The organism is Streptomyces sp. NPDC052114 (genome assembly GCF_040680155.1).
Classification (GTDB): Bacteria; Actinomycetota; Actinomycetes; order Streptomycetales; family Streptomycetaceae; genus Streptomyces.
Genome location: NZ_JBFAWC010000010.1, coordinates 165,914 through 180,484 on the forward strand (window position 1 = coordinate 165,914; position 14,571 = coordinate 180,484).

A 14,571-nucleotide genomic window follows, 5' to 3' on the forward strand; every position below is an offset into this window, starting at 1 on the left:
AGAGCGCGCGAAGGACCGGAACCCCGCCAGGGGCTCCGGTCCTTCGTCGTAAGCCTGTGTGCGGCCCTCAGAGGACGCGCACGGCGCCCGAGGCGGGGTAACCGGACAGGTCCTGGATGACAACGCCCTTGCCGGGGTTGGCGGCGTCCAGGTACTGGCCGTTACCGATGTACACGCCCACGTGGTACGCGGAGCCCTTGCCGCCCCAGTACAGGATGTCGCCGACCTGCAGGTTCGAGGTGCCGACCTCGGTGCCCATCGTCGACTGGTCCTGCGAGACGCGCGGAAGGTCCACGCCCGCCTGCTTGAACGCGGCCTGCACGAGGCTGGAGCAGTCCCAGGCGTTGGGGCCCGAGGCACCCATCACATACGCGTCGCCCAGCTGGGCCTTCAGGAAGCTGATGACCGAGCCGACGCTGCCGCTGGCCGGGGCGACCGAGTCGGCGGAGCTCGCGGAGGAACCGCCACCGGACTGGGTGGAGAGGTTCGTGCGCTCGGCGGAACGCGAGGCGCGCTCCTCCTCGGCCTTCTTCTTGGCGGCTTCCTCGGCCTTGCGCTCGGCCTCGGCCTTCTTCTCGGCCTTGGCGCGGTCTTCCTTGGCCTGCTTGGCGGCCTTGGAGGCGGCCGCGTCCTGCTCGGCGCGCGACTCGTAGGTGTCGGCGGCCTGCTGGGTGGCGTCCGCCGACTGCGCGATCTGTGCGGACAGATCGGTGGAGAGCGTGGGCATCTCGATGGTCTCGGTCACCGGCTCGGCCGCGTTCGCCGTACCGGCCGCCGCGGCCACTGCCAGGGTGCTGAGGACGCCACCGGCAACTCCGGCGCGCAGGGCGACCTTCGTGGCGCTGCGACGGGGCTTCCGGTGGCTGGGTATGTGAGCGGTGTGGGACATGAGACCAACCGCTATCAGGGACCCACGGTTCCCTTCAAGAAACGTGTGCTGCGCCACAGTTGCGGTTCGCGTGCCCGAATCCCGGGCGTGTCGCTTCTTATTGACGCCGTAACGGGCAATCCGGACAGCGCTGATCACGCCTGTGATCATGGGTTTTCTGCGATACGTCCGAATTGCCCACGGTCTACCACCGGTTGAGGCGGATGGCCAAGCCCGGCTTATTCGGCACGGGGGGCCCTGTGGCACAGGTCACACGGGTGCCCCCTCCGGGGTCTCCCTGAGATCTCGCTGAGACCTCCCTGAGATCTCCCGGAGTTTTCGCGTGCGCCCCAGGTGTGTTCCGGGTGCGCTCCAGGTGCTCGCCCTGTGCCCTTCGGGTGCCCTTGGGGCGGATTCCAAACCGTCGCCGGGTGCTCGACGGGGGCCTCGCGCGCGAGGGAGGGGGGAAGGGCGCGGCCTCTCTCGTGAGAGGGGGTCCCGTGAGGGGGTGACTCCTCCCGCGAGGGGAGGGTGGCGGAGTGCGGTTCGGTTCGCGCGTCCCGCTCGTGAATCGGCGCACGCGTCCACATCCGTCCACACCTCTGCCGCCAAAGTGTGAACGCGGCTCCTCTATCAACTGATCGAGTCCAGCGCCAATTTGCCTGCAAGCGCCATCTCTTGATAGGGCGACACCCCTTCGACCAGGCATGACGCGTCAGGATGTCACCTCTAGTGATCACTCAGGCGCTTCGCGTACGAAGATCACCGCTCATCCGACTTCATGATCCTTCGTCAGGTGGTGGAGATCACAAAGCCGTTGTCGTACCCCGTGTCGCAGATCACAGACCGCCGGGCATAAGATGCGGGGCAGTTGGGCTTGTGACCTGCTTCACATGTAAGCGATCTTCGATGGGATTCAGGGCCGGGTCCGACGCAACCGCCAACAGTCAGTGCCGACTGAGAGGAGCGAGGAGCGTGAACGCCTATGCGCCCATCCTCGTGCTGGGAGCCCTCGGGGCAGGCTTTGCGATCTTCTCCGTGGTCATGGCCACGCTTATCGGTCCAAAGCGGTACAACCGCGCAAAGCTCGAGGCCTACGAGTGCGGCATCGAGCCGACGCCGACGCCGGCCGGTGGTGGGCGATTCCCCATCAAGTACTACCTGACGGCGATGCTCTTCATCGTCTTCGACATCGAGATCGTCTTCCTCTACCCCTGGGCCGTCACCTTCGACGCGCTGGGGATTTTCGGGCTCGTGGAGATGCTGCTCTTCGTGCTCACCGTCTTCGTCGCGTACGCGTACGTATGGCGGCGCGGCGGCCTGGAATGGGACTGAAGGGCTGAGGGGCCAAGACCATGGGAATCGAAGAGAAACTGCCGAGCGGTTTTCTGCTGACGACCGTCGAACAAGCCGCGGGCTGGGTGCGCAAGTCATCCATGTTCCCCGCCACATTCGGCCTCGCGTGCTGCGCCATCGAGATGATGACGACCGGCGCCGGGCGCTATGACCTGGCGCGCTTCGGCATGGAGGTCTTCCGCGGTTCGCCCCGCCAGGCGGACCTGATGATCGTGGCGGGCCGGGTGAGCCAGAAGATGGCGCCGGTCCTGCGGCAGGTCTACGACCAGATGCCGAACCCCAAGTGGGTCATCTCCATGGGGGTTTGCGCATCTTCCGGTGGGATGTTCAACAATTACGCGATTGTGCAGGGTGTGGACCATGTCGTCCCCGTTGACATCTATTTGCCGGGCTGTCCGCCACGCCCCGAGATGCTGATGGACGCGATCCTCAAGCTCCACCAGAAGGTCCAGGGCTCCAAGCTCGGCGTGAACGCGGAAGAAGCGGCCCGCGAGGCGGAGGAGGCGGCCCTCAAGGCGCTCCCCACCATTGAGATGAAGGGGCTGCTGCGGTGAGCGACGCGCACGACGAGCACCTGAACGGCAACGGCGTCCCCGCCCCGCGCGACGAGGCCGGCGAGGTCATCGGCGTCCGCCGGGGCATGTTCGGCGCCGACAACGGCGGCGACACCTCCGGCTATGGCGGACTCGTCCGCACCGTCACCCTGCCCGGCGCCACCGCGCGCCCCTACGGAGGCTGGTTCGACGAAGTCGCGGACGAACTGGAAGGCGCCCTGGAGGAACAGGGCCTCGTCCCCGAGAACGCCATCGAGAAGACGGTCGTCGACCGCGGCGAACTCACCTTCCACATCGCGCGCGAGCACCTCGTCCGCGTCGCCCAGACCCTGCGCGACGACCCGGCCCTGCGCTTCGAGCTCTGCACGGGCGTGAGCGGGGTGCACTTCCCCGGCGACAAGGGCCGCGAGCTGCACGCCGTCTACCACCTGCGCTCGATCACCCACAACCGGCTGATCCGCCTGGAGGTCGGCGCGCCCGACGCCGACCCGCACGTCCCCTCACTCGTCCCGGTCTATCCGACCAACGACTGGCACGAGCGCGAGACGTACGACTTCTTCGGCCTGATCTTCGACGGCCATCCCGCGCTCACGCGGATCATGATGCCGGACGACTGGCAGGGCTTCCCGCAGCGCAAGGACTACCCCCTCGGCGGCATCCCCGTCGAGTACAAGGGCGCCCAGATCCCGGCTCCGGACCAGCGGAGGTCGTACAGCTGATGAGCACTTCACACGCTTCCGCCCGTGAGACGACCGAGGGGACTGTATATACAGTCACCGGCGGCGACTGGGACGAGGTCGTCCAGTCCGCGGCCAAGGCCGACGACGAGCGCATCATCGTCAACATGGGGCCGCAGCACCCGTCCACCCACGGTGTGCTCCGCCTGATCCTGGAGATCGAGGGCGAGACCGTCTCCGAGGCCCGCTGCGGCATCGGCTATCTCCACACGGGCATCGAGAAGAACCTCGAGTACCGCACGTGGACCCAGGGCACCACGTTCGTCACGCGCATGGACTATCTGACGCCGTTCTTCAACGAGACGGCGTACTGCCTCGGGGTCGAGAAGCTCCTCGGCATCGAGGACCAGATCCCGGACCGCGCCTCGATCATCCGCGTGCTCCTCATGGAGCTGAACCGACTCTCCTCGCACCTGGTGTGCATCGCCACCGGCGGCATGGAGCTCGGCGCCACCACGATCATGATCTACGGCTTCCGAGATCGTGAACTCGTTCTCGACATCTACGAACTCATCACCGGCCTGCGGATGAACCACGCGTACATCCGGCCCGGCGGACTCGCCCAGGACCTGCCCCCGGGCGCCGTGGACCAGCTCCGCGAGTTCGTGAAGCAGATGAAGAAGAACCTCCCGGAGTACGACAAGCTCGCCACCGGGAACCCCATCTTCAAGGCCCGCATGCAGGACGTCGGCTATCTCGATCTCGCCGGCTGCATGGCGCTCGGCGCCACGGGTCCCGTGCTCCGCTCGGCCGGTCTCCCGCACGACCTGCGCAAGACCCAGCCCTACTGCGGCTACGAGACGTACGACTTCGACATCCCGACCGCCGACACCTGCGACTCCTACGGGCGCTTCCTCATCCGCCTCGAAGAGATGCGGCAGTCGCTGCGCATCGTCGAACAGTGCCTCGACCGGCTCGCCCCCGGCCCGGTCATGGTCGCCGACAAGAAGATCGCCTGGCCCGCGCAACTGGCGCTCGGCCCGGACGGACTCGGCAACTCGCTCGACCACATCAAGAAGATCATGGGCACCTCCATGGAGGCCCTCATCCACCACTTCAAGCTGGTGACCGAGGGCTTCCGGGTCCCGCCGGGTCAGGCGTACGCGGCGGTCGAGTCGCCCAAGGGCGAACTCGGCGTGCACGTCGTCTCCGACGGCGGCACCCGCCCCTACCGGGTCCACTTCCGCGACCCGTCCTTCACCAACCTGCAGGCCATGGCTGCGATGTGCGAGGGCGGCCAGGTCGCCGACGTCATCGTCGCCGTCGCGTCCATCGACCCCGTGATGGGAGGCGTCGACCGGTGACCACCACTCCTTCAGAGCAGGGCACGGGCGTCAGCCTGGGCATGCCCCAACTCCCCGCCCCCGACTACCCGGCCGAGGTGCGCACCCGGCTGGAGGCGGACGCCAAGGAGATCATCGGCCGCTATCCGGGGTCGCGGTCCGCGCTCCTGCCTCTGCTGCACCTGGTGCAGTCCGAGGAGGGCCACGTCACACGCACCGGCATGCAGTTCTGTGCCGACATGCTGGGGCTGACCACCGCCGAGGTCACGGCCGTCGCGACCTTCTACACCATGTACCGGCGCAAGCCCTCCGGCGACTACCAGGTCGGCGTCTGCACCAACACCCTGTGCGCGGTCATGGGCGGCGACGCGATCTTCGACGAGCTCAAGCAGCACCTCGGCGTGGGCAACGACGAGACCACCGAGGACGGCAAGATCACGCTCGAACACATCGAGTGCAACGCCGCCTGCGACTTCGCGCCCGTGGTGATGGTCAACTGGGAGTTCTTCGACAACCAGACCCCCGAGTCCGCCAGGCAGCTCGTCGACGACCTGCGCGCGGGCGTACCGGTCGAGCCCACGCGCGGGGCGCCGATCTGCACGTACAAGGAGACCGCCCGGATCCTCGCGGGCTTCCCCGACGAGCGGCCCGGCGCCGTCGACGCGAGCGGTGGCGCGGGCCCCGCCTCGCTGATCGGCCTGCGCCTGGCCAAGGGCGAGGTCACGCAGCCGCGTGTGGTCCACCCGCGCACGGGCGGCCCCCAGGACGAGGCACCCGCCGAGCACCTCAGCTCCAATGACGCACCGCAGCAGACCTCGGCATCCGACCCGGCCCACCCGGCCGGACCGACCGCCGAGGAGGGGGAGTGATGACCTTGGCAGCCGAGATCAACAACGACACCAGCCCCGAGAAGCTGCTCGCACCGGTCCTTTCGGCCTTCTGGGACGAGGAGAAGTCCTGGACCCTTGAGACCTACCGGCGTCACGAGGGCTACGAGGGTCTGCGCAAGGCCCTCGCGATGGAGCCGGACGACCTCATCGCGTACGTGAAGGACTCGGGCCTGCGCGGCCGCGGCGGCGCGGGCTTCCCCACCGGGATGAAGTGGCAGTTCATCCCCCAGGGAGACGGCAAGCCGCACTATCTAGTTGTCAACGCCGACGAATCGGAGCCCGGGACCTGCAAGGACATCCCGCTCCTCTTCGCGAACCCGCATTCCCTCATCGAGGGGATCGTGATCGCGTGCTACGCGATCCGCTCTTCGCATGCCTTCATCTATCTGCGCGGTGAAGTCGTGCCCGTGCTGCGGCGGTTGCACGAGGCCGTGCGCGAGGCCTACGCGGCGGGCTACCTCGGCAAGAACGTCCTGGGCAGCGGACTCGATCTCGAACTCACCGTGCACGCGGGCGCGGGCGCGTACATCTGTGGTGAGGAGACCGCGCTGCTCGACTCGCTCGAAGGCCGCCGCGGCCAGCCGCGACTGCGTCCCCCCTTCCCGGCCGTCGCGGGCCTTTACGCGTGCCCCACTGTGGTGAACAACGTCGAGTCGATCGCATCCGTTCCCGCGATCCTCAATCGAGGAAAAGACTGGTTCAAGTCAATGGGGAGCGAGAAGTCGCCCGGCTTCACGCTCTACTCGCTCAGCGGCCACGTCACCAGCCCCGGCCAGTACGAGGCCCCGCTCGGCATCACACTGCGCCAGCTGCTCGACATGAGCGGCGGCATGCGGGCCGGCCACCGCCTCAAGTTCTGGACGCCGGGCGGCTCTTCGACGCCGATGTTCACCGACGAGCACCTCGACGTACCCCTTGATTACGAGGGCGTGGGCGCCGCGGGATCGATGCTCGGCACGAAGGCGCTCCAGTGCTTCGACGAGACGACGTGCGTCGTGCGGGCCGTGACCCGCTGGACCGAGTTCTACGCCCATGAGTCCTGCGGCAAGTGCACGCCCTGCCGCGAAGGGACCTACTGGCTCGTGCAGTTGCTCCGCGACATCGAGGCCGGCAAGGGCGTCATGGCCGACCTCGACAAGCTGAACGACATCGCCGACAACATCAACGGCAAGTCCTTCTGCGCCCTCGGCGACGGCGCCGCCTCGCCGATCTTCTCCTCGCTCAAGTACTTCCGCGAGGAGTACGAGCAGCACATCACCGGCAGGGGCTGCCCCTTCGACCCGGCCAAGTCGACCCTCTGGGCCGACCGGCCCGCCCACACCACGGAGGTGAACGCATGACAGTGACCACTAATAGCGCTCCCTCCGGGGGCGGGGAGGCGGCGGTTCCGCCCGAGGACCTCGTCTCGCTGACGATCGACGGCATCGAGATCAGCGTCCCCAAGGGGACGCTCGTCATCCGGGCCGCCGAACTGCTCGGCATCGAGATCCCCCGGTTCTGCGACCACCCGCTGCTCGACCCGGCGGGCGCCTGCCGCCAGTGCATCGTGGAAGTGGAGGGCCAGCGCAAGCCGATGGCCTCCTGCACCATCACGTGCACCGACGGCATGGTCGTGAAGTCGCAACTGACCTCGCCCGTCGCGGAGAAGTCCCAGCGCGGCGTGATGGAGCTGCTGCTCATCAACCACCCGCTGGACTGCCCGGTCTGCGACAAGGGCGGCGAGTGCCCGCTCCAGAACCAGGCGATGCAGGTCGGCGACCCGGACTCCCGCTTCGAGGGCAAGAAGCGCACGTACGAGAAGCCGGTGCCGATCTCCACGCAGGTGTTGCTCGACCGCGAGCGGTGCGTGCTCTGCGCGCGCTGCACCCGGTTCAGCAACCAGATCGCCGGCGACCCGATGATCGAACTCATCGAGCGCGGCGCCCTCCAGCAGGTGGGCACCGGCGAAGGCGACCCCTTCGAGTCGTACTTCTCCGGGAACACCATCCAGATCTGTCCGGTCGGCGCGCTGACCTCGGCGGCGTATCGCTTCCGCTCCCGGCCCTTCGACCTGGTGTCGTCGCCGTCGGTGTGCGAGCACTGCGCGGGCGGCTGCGCCACCCGCACGGACCACCGGCGCGGCAAGGTCATGCGGCGCCTCGCGCAGGACGACCCCGAGGTCAACGAAGAGTGGCTGTGCGACAAGGGGCGCTTCGGCTTCCGGTACGCGCAGAAGCCCGACCGGCTGACCACTCCGCTGGTGCGCGACGCGTCGACGGGTGAGCTGGAGCCCGCGAGCTGGCCCGAGGCCCTGGAGGCCGCGGCCCGCGGTCTCGCCGCCGCGCGCGGCCGGGCCGGCGTGCTCACCGGCGGCCGGCTCACCGTCGAGGACGCCTACGCGTACAGCAAGTACGCGCGCGTGGCGCTCGACACGAACGACATCGACTTCCGCGCGCGCGTGCACAGCAGCGAGGAGGCCGACTTCCTCGCGGCCCGGGTGGCGGGGCGCGGCCGGGACCTGGACGGGAGCGGCGTCACGTACGCCCTCCTGGAGAAGGCGCCCGCCGTGCTGCTCGCCGGGTTCGAGTCCGAGGAGGAGGCGCCCGGCGTCTTCCTGAGGCTGCGCAAGGCCTGGCGCAAGCACGGCCAGCGCACCTTCTCCCTCGCCACGCACGCCACCCGGGGCCTGGAGAAGGCGGGCGGCACGCTGCTGCCCTCGGCGCCCGGCACCGAGACGGAGTGGCTGGACGCGCTCGCCGCGGGCGTGGGGCTCGCGGACGAGGGCACCAAGGCCGCCGAGGCGCTGCGCACACCGGGCTCGGTCATCGTCGTCGGCGAGCGGCTCGCGGCCGTGCCGGGCGGGCTCACCGCCGCCGTCCGCGCCGCGTCCGCGACCGGCGCCCAGCTGGTGTGGATCCCGCGCAGGGCCGGGGAGCGGGCCGCCATCGAGGCGGGCGCGCTGCCGTCGCTGCTGCCCGGCGGGCGCCCGGCCACCAACCCGCGCGCGCGGGAGGAGGTCGCGTCCGCCTGGGGCGTCGCCGAACTCCCGCACCGCTTCGGCCGCGACACCGGCCAGATCGTCGAGGCCGCCGCGACCGGCGAGCTCGGCGCCCTCCTGGTGGCCGGTGTCGAGGTCGCCGACCTGCCGGACCCGGCACGCGCGCGTGAGGCGCTCGACGAGGTCGGCTTCCTGGTCTCGCTGGAGCTGCGGCCCAGCGAGGTGACCGAGCGTGCCGACGTGGTGCTGCCGGTCGCCGCGGTCGCGGAGAAGCCCGGCACCTTCCTCAACTGGGAGGGCCGCGTGCGGATGTTCGACGCCGCGCTCAAGCCCGACCAGATGACGCGCAGGCTGGCGCCGACCGACGCGCGCGTGCTGCACATGCTGGCCGACGCGGGCGACGTCCACCTCGGCCTGCCCGACCTGCTGACCCTGCGCCGCGAGCTGGAGCGGCTCGGCGGCTGGGACGGGCCGCACGCCACGGAGCCCCTGGAGACGGGGGCCCAGCCGCCGCGGCCCGCCGCGGGTGAGGCCGTGCTCGCCGGACACCGGCTGCTGCTCGACCAAGGCCTCCTCCAGATCGGCGACGAGGCGCTGGCCGGCACCCGGCACGCCGCCCACGCGCGCGTGTCGGCCGCCACGGCGGTCGAGGCGGGCGTGAAGGACGGCGACGTCCTCGCCGTCTCCGGTCCCGCCGGGACGACCGAATTCCCGCTCCAGATCACGGAGATGCCCGACCGCGTGGTCTGGCTGCCGCTGAACTCGGCCGGGGGAGGCGTCACTTCGGACACCGGCGCGCACCCCGGCGACCTCGTCCGCATCGGCCCGGCGGTCCTGCCGGAGCCCACTGAGGCCCCGGAGGTGACGTCGTGACGCACACTGTGGTGCTTGCGGCGGAGGACCTGTCCCTGTTCGGCCGCGACCCCTGGTGGCTGGTCGTCGTCAAGGCGGTCTTCTGCTTCGCGTTCCTGATGGTGACGGTCCTCTTCTCCATCGTGTGGGAGCGCAAGGTCGTCGCCTGGATGCAGCTGCGCATCGGCCCCAACCGGCACGGCCCCTGGGGTCTGCTGCAGTCCCTCGCGGACGGCATCAAGCTGATGCTCAAGGAAGACGTCGTCGTCAAGCGCGCGGACAAGGTGGTCTACGTCCTCGCGCCGATCGTCGCGGCCATCCCGGCCTTCATGGCGATCGCGGTGATTCCCTTCGGGCCCGCGGGCAACGAAGTCTCGATCTTCGGCCAGCGCACCACGATGCAGCTCACCGACCTGCCGATCGCGATGCTCTACATCCTCGCGGTCGCCTCCGTCGGCATCTACGGCATCGTGCTGGCGGGCTGGAGCTCCGGATCGACGTATCCGCTCCTGGGCGGTCTGCGCTCCTGCGCGCAGATGATCTCCTACGAGATCGCGATGGGCGCGGCCTTCGCCTCGGTCTTCCTCTACTCCGGGTCGATGTCGACGTCGGCGATCGTGGAGGCGCAGGCGGACCGCTGGTACGTGCTGCTGCTGCCCGTCTCGTTCCTCATCTACATCGTGACGATGGTCGGCGAGACCAACCGCGCGCCGTTCGACATGCCGGAGTCCGAGGGCGACCTCGTCGGTGGCTTCAACACCGAGTACTCCTCCATCAAGTTCGCGCTGTTCATGCTCGCCGAGTACGTCAACATGGTCACCGTCTCGGCGGTCTCGGTCACGCTCTTCCTGGGCGGCTGGCGGGCCCCATATCCGATCAGCACCTTCTGGGAGGGCGCGAACCACGGCTGGTGGCCGATGCTCTGGTTCGTGATCAAGGTCCAGCTGCTGCTGTTCTTCTTCATCTGGCTGCGCGGCACGCTGCCACGCGTGCGCTACGACCAGCTGATGAAGCTCGGCTGGAAGGTCCTGATCCCGGTCTCGGTCGTCTGGCTGATGCTCGTCGCCACGGTCAGGGCGATGCGGAACGAGAACTACGACTTCACCTCGATCGCGCTCTATGTGGGCGGCGGCGTCATCGCACTGCTGTTGCTCTCCGTGGTCGTCGACATCTTCCGCGACAAGCGCGAGAAGGAAGCGGCGGCCGAGGAGCGGCCGGTCGCGTTCGACCCGATGGCGGGCGGATTCCCCGTGCCGCCGCTGCCCGGACAGACTCTGCCACCCGTTCCGCGCCGACGCTCGCGCCAGGAGCGGGAGTTGATTGTCAGTGGTGGGCCGGATACTCAAAGTGACGGAACCCGAAGTGACGGAAAGGAGGCGTCCGATGGCTGAGTCGAACCAGGAGTCACACGAGTCGAACCAATCGAAGCAGGGGTTCCAGAACCCCGTCGCGGGCTTCGGCGTGACCTTCAAGGCCATGTTCAAGAAGCGGCTGACCGAGCAGTATCCGGAGCAGCAGAAGACCACCGCTCCCCGCTTCCACGGCAGGCACCAGCTGAACCGCCATCCGGACGGCCTGGAGAAGTGCGTCGGCTGTGAGCTCTGCGCCTGGGCCTGTCCCGCGGACGCCATCTATGTGGAGGGCGCGGACAACACCGAAGAGGAGAGGTACTCGCCCGGCGAGCGGTACGGCCGCGTCTACCAGATCAACTACGCCCGCTGCATCCTGTGCGGCCTGTGCATCGAGGCGTGCCCCACGCGCGCGCTGACGATGACGAACGAGTTCGAGCTGGCCGACAGCAGCCGCGAGAACCTCATCTACACCAAGGAACAGCTGCTCGCCGGCCTCGACGAAGGCATGGTCGACTCGCCGCACTCGATCTTCCCCGGCATGGACGAGCAGGACTACTACCGGGGTCTGGTGACCGAGGCCGCGCCGGGGACGGTTCCTCAAGTCGCCGTCTCCAAGGGCGAGAAGGCCCCCGAGTCGGAGGGGGCCGAGGCATGAGCGAGCTCGCCGCCTACACCACCTCCACCGGCGAGGCCTTCCAGTTCTGGGTGCTCGGCACGGTCGCCGTCATCGGCGCCCTGTGCACCATCCTCATGAAGAAGGCCGTGCACAGCGCGCTCTGCCTGGCCGGGACCATGATCATCCTTGCGGTGTTCTACCTGGCCAACGGCGCGTACTTCCTGGGCATCGTCCAGATCGTCGTCTACACCGGCGCGATCATGATGCTGTTCCTCTTCGTGGTCATGCTCGTCGGCGTCACCGCCGCGGACTCCCTGAAGGAGACCATCAAGGGGCAGCGCTGGCTGGCCGCCCTGTGCGGGCTCGGCTTCGCGGTGCTGCTCTTCGCGGGCATCGGGAACGCCTCGGTGAAGGAGTTCAACGGCCTCGCCAAGGCGAACGCCGGGGGCAACGTGGAGGGCCTCGCGTCCCTCATCTTCACCAAGTACGTCTTCGCCTTCGAGATCACCGGCGCCCTGCTCATCACGGCGACGGTCGGCGCGATGGTGATGACCCACCGCGAGCGCACCGAGCGCGCCAGGACCCAGCGCGAGATGGCCGAGGCGCGCGTGCGCGAGGGCAAGCACCTGCCGCCGCTGCCGGCCCCGGGCGTCTACGCCCGGCACAACGCCGTGGACATCGCGGGACTGCTCCCCGACGGCACCCCGTCGGAGCTCACGGTCAACCGCACGCTGCGCGAGCGCGGCCAGATCCGTGACGTGTCGGACGAGGCCCTGGACGACCTGCGGGCGCTGGAACAGCGCTCGGCCGACCGCCTGGAGCGGACCGACCTGCGCCGGACCGACATCGGGCGGACCGAGGAGGCGTCGAAGTGAACCCCGTCAACTACCTCTATCTCGCCGCCCTGTTGTTCGCGATCGGCGCGACCGGCGTGCTCATCAGGCGGAACGCGATCGTGGTGTTCATGTGCATCGAGCTCATGCTCAACGCCTGCAACCTCGCGTTCGTGGCCTTCTCCCGGATGCACGGCAACCTCGACGGCCAGATCATCGCCTTCTTCACGATGGTCGTCGCCGCCGCGGAGGTCGTGGTCGGGCTCGCGATCATCGTGTCGCTGTTCCGTTCCCGCCACTCGGCCTCGGTCGACGACGCCAGCCTGATGAAGCTGTAAGGGGTCGCTGAAAAGTGGAGAATCTGATCGCGCTGCTCGTCGCGGCGCCTCTGCTCGGAGCGGCCGTACTGCTGTGCGGCGGGCGGGTCCTGGACCGCGCGGGCCACTGGCTCGGCACGCTGCTCGCGGCCGCCTCCTTCGTCGTCGCCGTCGTGCTGTTCACCGACATGCTGGGCAAGGGCGCGGAGGACCGCACCCTGTCGCAGCACCTGTTCAGCTGGATCCCCGTCGAGGGCTTCCAGGCGGACGTCGCCTTCCAGCTCGACCAGCTGTCGATGACGTTCGTCCTGCTGATCTCCGGTGTGGGCACCCTGATCCACATCTACTCGATCGGGTACATGGAGCACGACGAGCGGCGCCGCCGCTTCTTCGGCTACCTGAACCTCTTCCTCGCGGCGATGCTCCTGCTGGTCCTCGCCGACAACTACCTGCTCCTGTACGTCGGATGGGAGGGCGTCGGCCTCGCCTCGTACCTCCTGATCGGCTTCTGGCAGCACAAGCCCAGCGCGGCCACCGCCGCGAAGAAGGCCTTCCTGGTCAACCGGGTCGGCGACATGGGCCTGTCGATCGCCATCATGCTGATGTTCACCACCTTCGGGACGTTCGCCTTCGGGCCCGTCCTGGAGGCGACGGGCGAGACCAGCGAGGGCAAGCTCACCGCCATCGGCCTGATGCTGCTGCTCGCCGCGTGCGGCAAGTCGGCGCAGGTCCCGCTGCAGTCCTGGCTGGGTGACGCGATGGAGGGCCCGACCCCGGTCTCGGCCCTGATCCACGCCGCCACGATGGTGACCGCCGGTGTCTATCTGATCGTCCGCTCCGGCGAGATCTTCAACGCCGCCCCGCACGCCCAGCTCGTCGTCACCGTCGTCGGAGCGGTCACGCTCCTGTTCGGTGCGATCGTCGGTTGCGCGAAGGACGACATCAAGAAGGCCCTCGCCGGGTCGACGATGTCCCAGATCGGCTACATGATCCTGGCCGCGGGCCTCGGCCCCATCGGCTACGTCTTCGCGATCATGCACCTGGTGACGCACGGCTTCTTCAAGGCCGGGCTCTTCCTCGGCGCCGGCTCGGTCATGCACGGCATGAACGACGAGGTCGACATGCGGAAGTTCGGCGGCCTGCGGAAGTACATGCCGGTCACCTTCGTCACCTTCGGCCTCGGCTACCTCGCGATCATCGGCTTCCCGGGGCTCTCCGGCTTCTTCTCCAAGGACAAGATCATCGAGGCGGCGTTCGCCAAGGGCGGCACCGACGGCTGGATCCTCGGCTCGGTGGCGCTCCTGGGCGCGGCCATCACCGCGTACTACATGACGCGCGTGATGATCATGACCTTCTTCGGAGAGAAGCGCTGGCAGCCCGACGCGGAGGGCAACGAGCCGCACCCGCACGAGTCCCCGAAGTCCATGACGATCCCGATGATCGTGCTCGCCTTCGGTTCGGTCTTCGCGGGTGGCTTCTTCAGCATCGGCGACCGCTTCATGCACTGGCTGGAGCCGGTCACCGGGCACGACCACGGCGACTCGCCGCTCAGCGCCGCCACCGTCACGGGCGCCACCATGGTGGTCCTCGTCATCGGCGTCGCCCTGGCCTACGTCCAGTACGGGCGCCGGCCCGTCCCGGTCACCGCCCCGCGCGGCTCGGTGCTCACCCGCGCGGCCCGCCGCGACCTCCTCCAGGACGACTTCAACCACGTCGTCCTGGTGCGGGGCGGCGAGCACCTCACGCGGTCCCTGGTCTACGTCGACCACACCCTGGTCGACGGAGTCGTCAACGGCACGGCGGCCTCGGTCGGCGGCCTCTCCGGCCGGCTGCGCAAACTGCAGAACGGCTACGCCCGCTCGTATGCGGTCTCGATGTTCGGCGGCGCTGCGGTACTCATCGCCGCGACCCTGCTGATGAGGGCGGTCTGATACCG

General features: G+C 68.7%; 13 protein-coding genes. 12 read left to right on the plus strand and 1 reads right to left on the minus strand.

Annotated features, from left to right (window positions below; all coding sequences use genetic code 11):
* Positions 1 to 67 precede the first annotated feature (67 nt).
* The gene (locus AB0L89_RS23125; RefSeq protein WP_365143840.1) at positions 68 to 889 is read right to left on the minus strand and encodes a C40 family peptidase; all 822 of its coding nucleotides are present in this window, start codon (positions 887 to 889) and stop codon (positions 68 to 70) included.
* A gap of 954 nt (positions 890 to 1,843) precedes the next feature.
* On the opposite strand from AB0L89_RS23125, the gene AB0L89_RS23130 reads away from it, so the two are divergent.
* Genes AB0L89_RS23130 through nuoL form a run of 12 tightly spaced genes read left to right on the plus strand, consistent with a single transcriptional unit; the run spans position 1,844 to position 14,566 of the window.
* Entirely contained in the window at positions 1,844 to 2,203 is a 360-nt protein-coding gene (locus AB0L89_RS23130; RefSeq protein WP_003992243.1) for an NADH-quinone oxidoreductase subunit A, read from the plus strand.
* A gap of 20 nt (positions 2,204 to 2,223) precedes the next feature.
* Positions 2,224 to 2,778, plus strand: a complete 555-nt coding sequence (locus tag AB0L89_RS23135) for an NADH-quinone oxidoreductase subunit B family protein (RefSeq protein WP_055696888.1) — start codon at positions 2,224 to 2,226, stop codon at positions 2,776 to 2,778.
* The gene (locus AB0L89_RS23140) at positions 2,775 to 3,497 is read left to right on the plus strand and encodes an NADH-quinone oxidoreductase subunit C (RefSeq protein WP_365143844.1); all 723 of its coding nucleotides are present in this window, start codon (positions 2,775 to 2,777) and stop codon (positions 3,495 to 3,497) included. The genes AB0L89_RS23135 and AB0L89_RS23140 overlap by 4 nt, the downstream gene beginning before the upstream one ends.
* A complete protein-coding gene (locus tag AB0L89_RS23145) occupies positions 3,497 to 4,819 on the plus strand; it encodes an NADH-quinone oxidoreductase subunit D (protein WP_365143847.1) in 1,323 nt (440 codons plus the stop codon). Before AB0L89_RS23140 ends, AB0L89_RS23145 begins: the two co-directional genes overlap by 1 nt.
* Entirely contained in the window at positions 4,816 to 5,667 is an 852-nt protein-coding gene (nuoE, locus tag AB0L89_RS23150) for an NADH-quinone oxidoreductase subunit NuoE (protein ID WP_365143850.1), read from the plus strand. Before AB0L89_RS23145 ends, nuoE begins: the two co-directional genes overlap by 4 nt.
* Positions 5,667 to 7,028, plus strand: a complete 1,362-nt coding sequence (nuoF, locus tag AB0L89_RS23155; protein ID WP_365143853.1) for an NADH-quinone oxidoreductase subunit NuoF — start codon at positions 5,667 to 5,669, stop codon at positions 7,026 to 7,028. Before nuoE ends, nuoF begins: the two co-directional genes overlap by 1 nt.
* Positions 7,025 to 9,538 (plus strand): NADH-quinone oxidoreductase subunit G, encoded by a 2,514-nt coding sequence (locus AB0L89_RS23160; RefSeq protein ID WP_365143856.1) that lies wholly within the window; start codon positions 7,025 to 7,027, stop codon positions 9,536 to 9,538. Before nuoF ends, AB0L89_RS23160 begins: the two co-directional genes overlap by 4 nt.
* The gene (nuoH, locus tag AB0L89_RS23165; RefSeq protein ID WP_365143859.1) at positions 9,535 to 10,908 is read left to right on the plus strand and encodes an NADH-quinone oxidoreductase subunit NuoH; all 1,374 of its coding nucleotides are present in this window, start codon (positions 9,535 to 9,537) and stop codon (positions 10,906 to 10,908) included. The genes AB0L89_RS23160 and nuoH overlap by 4 nt, the downstream gene beginning before the upstream one ends.
* The gene (nuoI, locus tag AB0L89_RS23170) at positions 10,901 to 11,524 is read left to right on the plus strand and encodes an NADH-quinone oxidoreductase subunit NuoI (RefSeq protein WP_365143862.1); all 624 of its coding nucleotides are present in this window, start codon (positions 10,901 to 10,903) and stop codon (positions 11,522 to 11,524) included. Before nuoH ends, nuoI begins: the two co-directional genes overlap by 8 nt.
* Entirely contained in the window at positions 11,521 to 12,360 is an 840-nt protein-coding gene (locus AB0L89_RS23175; protein ID WP_365143865.1) for an NADH-quinone oxidoreductase subunit J, read from the plus strand. Before nuoI ends, AB0L89_RS23175 begins: the two co-directional genes overlap by 4 nt.
* Positions 12,357 to 12,656, plus strand: a complete 300-nt coding sequence (nuoK, locus tag AB0L89_RS23180) for an NADH-quinone oxidoreductase subunit NuoK (protein ID WP_055529377.1) — start codon at positions 12,357 to 12,359, stop codon at positions 12,654 to 12,656. The genes AB0L89_RS23175 and nuoK overlap by 4 nt, the downstream gene beginning before the upstream one ends.
* Before the next feature lie 14 nt (positions 12,657 to 12,670).
* Positions 12,671 to 14,566, plus strand: coding sequence for an NADH-quinone oxidoreductase subunit L (gene nuoL / locus AB0L89_RS23185; RefSeq protein ID WP_365143868.1), 1,896 nt, complete (start codon positions 12,671 to 12,673; stop codon positions 14,564 to 14,566).
* Positions 14,567 to 14,571: the final 5 nt, after the last annotated feature.